Genomic DNA, 7,394 nt, shown 5'->3' with positions numbered 1-7,394 from the left:
GCAGCAGGGCGCGCATGGCTTGCAGCAGGCGGCGGTAACGCTCGCCTTCGGGCAGCTCGCGGGACAGGTCGGCGACCAGGGGTAGCAGGGTGGTGAGCAGTGATTGCGCAGTCATAAAGACTCCTTGTAGTCCATATGACTATATAACCTTGTGAGTCATATCGACTACAAATTATTTAAGTTGTTGAAAAGCAACAACTTATAAGTTGGCACGAATACTGAGTACACAAGAGCATTCAGTAAAGAAGCCCAGGAGGCTCCCATGCTTAGTGCCCAAGACCGTGCCATCGTCAAATCCACCGTGCCGCTGCTGGAAAGCGGCGGCGAAGCGCTGATCACCCATTTCTACCGCATGATGCTCGCCGAGTATCCCGAAGTGCGCCCGCTGTTCAACCAGGCTCACCAGGCCAGCGGTGACCAGCCCCGCGCCCTGGCCAATGGCGTGTTGATGTACGCGCGGCATATCGACCAGTTGGACCAGTTGGGTGACCTGGTGGCGAAGATCATCAACAAACACGTGGCCTTGCAGATCCTGCCGGAACACTACCCGATCGTCGGTGCCTGCCTGCTGCGGGCGATTTCCGAAGTACTGGGCAGCGAGATTGCCACTCCAGAGGTGATGAGTGCCTGGGGCGCGGCCTACGGCCAGTTGGCGGACATCCTGATCGGCGCCGAGGCGGCCATTTACGAGGAGAAAGCCCAGGCCCCCGGCGGCTGGCGCGGTGCGCGGCCATTCAAGTTGGTGAAGCGTGTGGAGGAGAGTGCCGAAATCATCTCCTTCTATTTCGCGCCTGTAGATAAAGGCCCGATCCTCAACGCCTCGCCGGGCCAGTACATCGGCATGAAGCTGCTGCTCGATGGGGAGGAGGTGCGCCGCAACTATTCCCTGTCTGCCCTCAGCGATGCGGGCCAGTACCGCATCAGCGTCAAGCGCGAGGCCGGCGGCCGTGTTTCCAACTACCTGCATGACCAACTGCACGTGGGGGCGACCATCGACCTGTTCCCGCCTTCGGGTGAGTTCACCCTGGCGGCCAGCGACAAGCCACTGGTGCTGATCAGCGGCGGCGTGGGCATCACGCCAACCCTGCCAATGCTCGAGGCGGCGCTGGCCACTCAGCGCCCGGTGCACTTTATTCACTGTGCGCGTAACGGCGGGGTACATGCGTTCCGCGACTGGGTCGATGGCCTGGCTGCCCAGCATCCGCAGCTCAAGCGATTCTACTGCTATGCAGAGGATGATGGCGTCAGCCCGGCAGCCGATAAAGTCGGCCTGCTGAGCCAGGAACAGCTGGCAGCCTGGTTGCCCGAGCAGCGCGACCTCGACGCCTACTTCCTTGGCCCCAAGGGCTTCATGGCTGCCATCAAGCGCCACTTGAAGGCCCTGGGCGTGCCTGAGAAGCAGGCGCGCTATGAGTTCTTCGGCCCGGCGGCGGCGCTGGAATAACGCGGTAAGAAATGTGGGAGCGGGCTTGCTCGCGAAGGCGGTGGATCAGAAGCCTATCCGGCGACTGGCACACTGCCTTCGCGCGCAAGCCCGCTCCACATTCAGTTCTCTATTGCTCCCGATTAATCCGCTGTTAACCCCCCTCTGTTTAAACCACTCTCTGTGTGTAAACTTGCCGCCATTGGCAAAACCAAAAAGGAAACGGGGATGAGTGACGAATTGCGTTTAGGCAGGGAGCGGCGCTTTCTGGTGTTGCTGGGCATCATCTGCCTGGCGCTGATCGGCGGTGCTTTATATATGCAAGTGGTGCTGGGGGAGGCGCCGTGCCCGCTGTGCATCCTGCAACGCTACGCTTTGCTTTTGATCGCGATCTTCGCGTTCATCGGCGCAGCCATGCGCACCAAGGGTGCGATCACGCTGTTTGAAGGCCTGGTGGTGCTCAGCGCCCTCGGCGGCGTGGCGGCAGCAGGCCACCATGTGTACACCCAGTTCTTCCCTCAAGTCAGCTGCGGCATTGATGTGCTGCAACCCATCGTCGACGACCTGCCCCTGGCCAAGGTGTTCCCGCTGGGCTTCCAGGTCGACGGCTTCTGCAGTACTCCCTACCCGCCAGTGCTCGGTCTGTCACTGGCGCAATGGGCATTGGTGGCATTTGTGCTGACCGTGATTCTGGTGCCGTTGGGCATCTATCGGAATCGTCAGCGCAAGGGTTGAACCTTTACTGAAACGCCCCGGTCCTTGCTGAAGGTGGGCCGGGGCGTTTTTGTCTGTAGGCTTTTGTGAAGGGACCGTGACGAGCGGCAAGTTCAGGTGTGTACAGCGTGCGACATGTTGTCACACGGACGCTGCCGCAGGACGATTCTGACCGGCCAAACGGACGCTTAAATTTGCACCAACCGGTCAATTTGTGCTGTCAGTTCGTGCTCGAAGATCTGTCGGAACGCCCGCGCCGTTCGAGCTTCGGGGTGATGTCCCAATGCCTTGTTTTATGGGGGCTTGCATCCGTTTTCCATGCCCTTGCGGGGGGTGTGGGAAGAGACACATTGGGTAATAACTAGGCAATTTTTGTGGTTTTTGTTGAGAATCCAACGCGATAAGATCGCGAACCGTTGCAATAATGGTGAAGGATTATTGCTGTAATCGATAAAAATTATTTCTTTATAAGACATGGTTTATACATCGCTAGCTAACTACAATCGCCCGCACTGAATGTCCGGTGCCGTTCAATATTTGAGCACTGGAGCGGTCGAGGGGCAGATGGATGGCTCTGTGCGACCCCAAGGTTCCGGCAGCCTTTCAACTATCCGCACCAAATGGAATTGGTCTGTAACAAGGCCTTTAACCACGAAATCGAATAAGAACTCACCGCAGGTCCGTGAAACGTACAGTTATGACGTAACGGGCAGGCTCTTATTCAATCGAAGAGAAATGCCAACCCTTGGCAGGGTGAAGTGTTGGCGATCAAAACCCAACTGCATTGCGCAAGCTGCTTTAGAGGTCGTGAGATGAGTAAAAACAGGTACCCCCGATTACTAGGCTTTTTGCCGCTGCTTGGCATGATGTTAATGCTGGGAGGCTGCAAGTGGACCTTGCTCGACCCAAAAGGACAGGTCGGTCTGGATGAACGAAACCTGATCATCACCGCCACCCTGCTGATGCTGCTGGTCGTGGTCCCTGTGATCATCATGACCTTCGCCTTCGCCTGGAAATACCGCGCGTCGAACACCAGCGCTACCTACGCGCCGAAGTGGTCGCACTCCACCAAGATCGAAATCGCGGTGTGGCTGGTTCCGATCCTCATCATCATTGCCCTGGGTTATGTGACCTACAAGTCCACCCACGCACTGGACCCGTACCGTCCGCTGGAATCCGACGCCAAGCCGATCAACATCGAGGTTGTCGCGCTGGACTGGAAGTGGCTGTTCATCTACCCGGACCTGGGTATCGCCACGGTTAACCAGATCCAGTTCCCGGAACACACTCCGCTGAACTTCCGGATCACCTCCGACGCCGTGATGAACTCGTTCTTCATCCCTGCCCTGGGCGGCCAGATCTACGCGATGGCAGGCATGCAGACCCGTCTGCACCTGATCGCCAATCAGAAAGCTGAAATGGAAGGCATCTCCGCCAACTACAGCGGCGCTGGCTTCACCGGCATGAAATTCAAAGCGATCTCGACTAGCCAGGAAGATTTCGACGCCTGGGTAGCCAAAGTCAAGGCCGCACCTAAACAGCTTGATCAAGCTGAATACGAAGCCCTGGCCAAACCAAGCCAGAACAACCCAGTCGCCCTGTACTCCGCGTACGAGCCGAACCTGTTTCAGAAAATCGTCGACAAGTACGAAGGTATGAAGCCAGGCAAGCCGGTCAAGCACGAGAAGAAAGAAGTGGCCGTGGTTGAAGGTTCTGACACAGGCGCGCATTCAACTGCTGGGGCAGAGGAGTAAACGATGTTTGGTAAATTAAGTTGGGATGCGGTCCCGTTCCACGAGCCGATCGTAATGGTGACCATCGCCATGATCGCGCTGGGTGGTCTGGCACTGTTTGCAGGTATCACTTACTTCAAGAAGTGGACCTACCTGTGGACCGAGTGGCTGACGTCGGTCGACCACAAGAAAATCGGCGTGATGTACGTCATCGTTGCCATGGTCATGCTGCTGCGTGGTTTTGCCGACGCCATCATGATGCGTACCCAGTTGGCCATGGCCACCGAGGGTTCGCCAGGCTACCTGCCGCCTGAACACTATGACCAGATCTTCACCGCCCACGGTGTGATCATGATCATCTTCATGGCGATGCCATTCTTCACCGGCTTGATGAACCTTGCCTTGCCGCTGCAGATCGGTGCGCGTGACGTTGCCTATCCGTTCCTGAACTCCCTGAGCTTCTGGCTGCTGGTTTCCGGCGTGGTGCTGATCAACGTGTCCCTGGGTGTCGGCGAATTCGCCAAGACCGGTTGGGTTGCGTATCCGCCGCTGTCGGGCATTCAGTACAGCCCTGGCGTAGGTGTGGACTACTACATCTGGGCGCTACAGTTATCAGGACTCGGGACGACACTGACGGGGGTCAACTTCCTGGCCACCGTCCTGAAAATGCGCGCCCCTGGCATGAAACTGATGGACATGCCGATCTTCACCTGGACCTGCACCTGGGCCAACGTCCTGATCGTGGCTTCGTTCCCGATCCTGGCCGCTACCATGGCGCTGCTGTCGCTTGACCGTTACCTGGATTTCCACATTTTCACCAATGAACTTGGTGGCAATCCAATGATGTACGTGAACCTGTTCTGGGCATGGGGTCACCCTGAGGTGTACATCCTGATCCTGCCAGCGTTCGGTATCTTCTCTGAAGTGATCTCGACCTTTACCGGCAAGCGCCTGTTCGGTCACCACTCGATGGTCTACGCATCGGGCGCAATCTCTGTACTGGGCTTCATGGTGTGGCTGCACCACTTCTTCACCATGGGTTCGGGGGCAAGCGTCAACGCCTTCTTCGGCCTGGCGACGATGTTGATTTCGATCCCGACGGGGGTGAAGCTATTCAACTGGCTATTCACCATCTACCACGGCCGTCTGCGTATCACCAGCCAGGTTCTGTGGACCCTGGGCTTCATGGTGACCTTCGCCATCGGCGGCATGACTGGCGTACTGCTGGCCATCCCGGGTGCTGACTTCGTACTGCACAACAGCCTGTTCGTGATCGCTCACTTCCACAACGTGATCATCGGTGGTGCTGTATTCGGTTACATCGCTGGTTTCAGCTTCTACTTCCCGAAAGCGTTCGGCTTCAAGCTGCACGAAGGTTGGGGCAAGGCTGCATTCTGGTTCTGGATCTCGGGCTTCTTCGTCGCGTTCATGCCGCTCTATGCACTGGGCTTCATGGGCATGACCCGTCGTCTGAACGCCACTACCAACCCTGAGTGGGTGCCGTACCTGTACGTCGCCATGTTCGGTGCGGTAATGATCGCTGTGGGCATCGCCTGCCAACTGATCCAGCTGTATGTCAGCGTGCGTGATCGCAAGCAGAACATGTGCGAATCCGGCGACCCATGGAATGGCCACACCCTGGAATGGTCGACTTCGTCGCCACCGCCGTTCTACAACTTCGCCGTGATCCCTACTGCGAACACCATTGATGCGTTCACCGAAGCCAAGGAAGACGGTACTGCGTACCAGCAACCGAAGCACTACGAGCCGATCCACATGCCGAACAACACCGCCACTGGCGTGGTGATGGGCGCGCTGTTGACCGTGTTCGGTTTCGCGATGATCTGGCACATCTGGTGGCTGGCAATCGTGAGCCTGGTTGGCACTATCGGTTACTTCATCATTCACGCAGCACGTGATGATCAAGGCTACATGGTGCCGGTCGAAACGATCGAGCGCATCGAAGCCGAGCAGCACGCTCGCCTGGTAGCCGAGAAGAAAATCCCGGCCAACCGTGTTGAAACCTCGTTGGAACAGGCTTAAACCATGTCGAACTTAGTGACCAATGCTGGACACGCCCATGTCGATGACCATGGGCACGATGACCATCACCACGACTCGGGCCCGACGACCGTCTTCGGTTTCTGGCTCTACCTGATGACCGACTGCATCTTGTTTGCGTCGATCTTTGCGGTATACGCGGTACTGGTAAACAACACTGCCGGTGGCCCTTCGGGCCACGACATCTTCGAACTGCCTTACGTGCTCGGCGAAACCGCCTTGCTGTTGTTCAGTTCGATCACCTACGGCTTCGCCATGCTGGCCTTCTTCAAGGGCAGCAAGAAGGGCGTACTGAGCTGGTTGGCACTGACCTTCCTGTTCGGCCTGGGCTTCATCGGCATGGAGATCAACGAGTTCCACCTGCTGATCTCCGAAGGCTACGGCCCGCACCGTTCCGGCTTCCTGTCCGCGTTCTTCACGCTGGTAGGCACCCACGGTCTGCACGTATCCGCCGGCCTGCTGTGGATGGCGGTGATGATGTATCAGGTCAATAAACACGGCCTGACCAACACCAACAAGACTCGCCTGAGCTGCCTGAGCCTGTTCTGGCACTTCCTGGACGTGGTCTGGATCTGCGTATTCACCGTCGTCTACTTGATGGGGACCCTGTAATGGCTAATGCACACTCCCATGACAGCCACGATGCAAGCCACGGTAGCGTCAAGTCTTACGCTATCGGCTTCATCCTGTCGGTAATCCTGACCCTGATCCCGTTCGGCCTGGTGATGTACCCAACCTTGCCGAAGTCGATCACCTTGATGATCGTCCTGGCGTTCGCGGTGATTCAGGTTTTGGTTCACCTGGTTTACTTCCTGCACCTGGACCGCTCGGCGGCCCAGCGTGAGAACGTGATCGCGTTCGTGTTCGCAGGCCTGGTGATCGTTCTGCTGGTTGGTCTGTCGCTGTGGATCATGTTCAGCATCCACACCTACATGATGGCGAAGTGAGGTAAGACCCGATGTCGCTTAAGCACTTTATCCAAATCACCAAACCGGGGATCATTTTCGGTAACGTGCTTTCTGTGGCGGGCGGTTTCTTCCTGGCCTCCAAGGGGCATGTCGATCTGGCCATTTTCCTGGCTGCAATGATCGGCACGTCCCTGGTGGTAGCTTCCGGTTGTGTGTTCAACAACTGCATCGACCGTGACATCGATATCAAGATGGAACGCACCAAGAATCGTGTGCTGGTACAGGGCCTCATCTCCCTGAAACTGGCACTGATCTACGCGACCGTCCTGGGTGTTGCCGGTGTGGCACTGTTGTACAAGGTGGCCAACCCGTTGGCGGCGCTGTTTGCCGTGATCGGCTTTGTCATCTACGTCGGCCTCTACAGCCTGTACCTCAAGCGCAAGTCGGTTCACGGCACGCTGGTGGGCAGTCTGTCGGGGGCGATGCCGCCGGTGATTGGTTATGTGGCTGTAACCAATAGCTTCGACATGGCCGCGCTGACGCTACTGGTGATGT

At 57.4% G+C, this 7,394-nt stretch carries 8 protein-coding genes; 7 read left to right on the top strand and 1 reads right to left on the bottom strand.

Annotation, left to right across the window (positions count from 1 at the left end; genetic code table 11):
* The coding region (locus WBR57_RS13670) for a hypothetical protein (RefSeq protein ID WP_424084265.1) at positions 1–115 on the bottom strand (115 nt) is incomplete at its 3' end.
* Between the two features lie 147 nt (positions 116–262).
* On the opposite strand from WBR57_RS13670, the gene hmpA reads away from it, so the two are divergent.
* From hmpA to WBR57_RS13635, 7 genes are all read left to right on the top strand, one after another.
* Positions 263–1,444 (top strand): NO-inducible flavohemoprotein, encoded by a 1,182-nt coding sequence (gene hmpA, locus WBR57_RS13665; RefSeq protein WP_424084264.1) that lies wholly within the window; start codon positions 263–265, stop codon positions 1,442–1,444.
* A gap of 207 nt (positions 1,445–1,651) precedes the next feature.
* Positions 1,652–2,158: a disulfide bond formation protein B gene (locus WBR57_RS13660; protein WP_424084263.1), complete on the top strand. Its 507-nt coding sequence runs from the start codon at positions 1,652–1,654 to the stop codon at positions 2,156–2,158.
* A 791-nt stretch (positions 2,159–2,949) separates the two neighbouring features.
* On the top strand, positions 2,950–3,891 hold the full coding sequence (gene cyoA, locus WBR57_RS13655) for a ubiquinol oxidase subunit II (protein WP_424084262.1): 942 nt from the start codon (positions 2,950–2,952) through the stop codon (positions 3,889–3,891).
* A 3-nt stretch (positions 3,892–3,894) separates the two neighbouring features.
* Positions 3,895–5,913: a cytochrome o ubiquinol oxidase subunit I gene (cyoB, locus tag WBR57_RS13650; protein ID WP_424084261.1), complete on the top strand. Its 2,019-nt coding sequence runs from the start codon at positions 3,895–3,897 to the stop codon at positions 5,911–5,913.
* Between the two features lie 3 nt (positions 5,914–5,916).
* Complete coding sequence (locus WBR57_RS13645; RefSeq protein WP_424084260.1) at positions 5,917–6,543, top strand: cytochrome o ubiquinol oxidase subunit III; 627 nt, start codon at positions 5,917–5,919, stop codon at positions 6,541–6,543.
* Positions 6,543–6,878 carry a cytochrome o ubiquinol oxidase subunit IV gene (gene cyoD, locus WBR57_RS13640; protein ID WP_060754364.1) on the top strand — a complete coding sequence of 112 codons (336 nt, stop codon included), beginning with the start codon at positions 6,543–6,545 and terminating at the stop codon, positions 6,876–6,878. Before WBR57_RS13645 ends, cyoD begins: the two co-directional genes overlap by 1 nt.
* An 11-nt stretch (positions 6,879–6,889) precedes the next feature.
* The coding region (locus WBR57_RS13635; protein WP_424084259.1) for a UbiA family prenyltransferase at positions 6,890–7,394 on the top strand (505 nt) is incomplete at its 3' end.

It is taken from the genome of Pseudomonas sp., assembly GCF_049590575.1.
GTDB lineage: Bacteria > Pseudomonadota > Gammaproteobacteria > Pseudomonadales > Pseudomonadaceae > Aquipseudomonas.
This window is presented reverse-complemented; position numbering and strand designations above follow the sequence as displayed.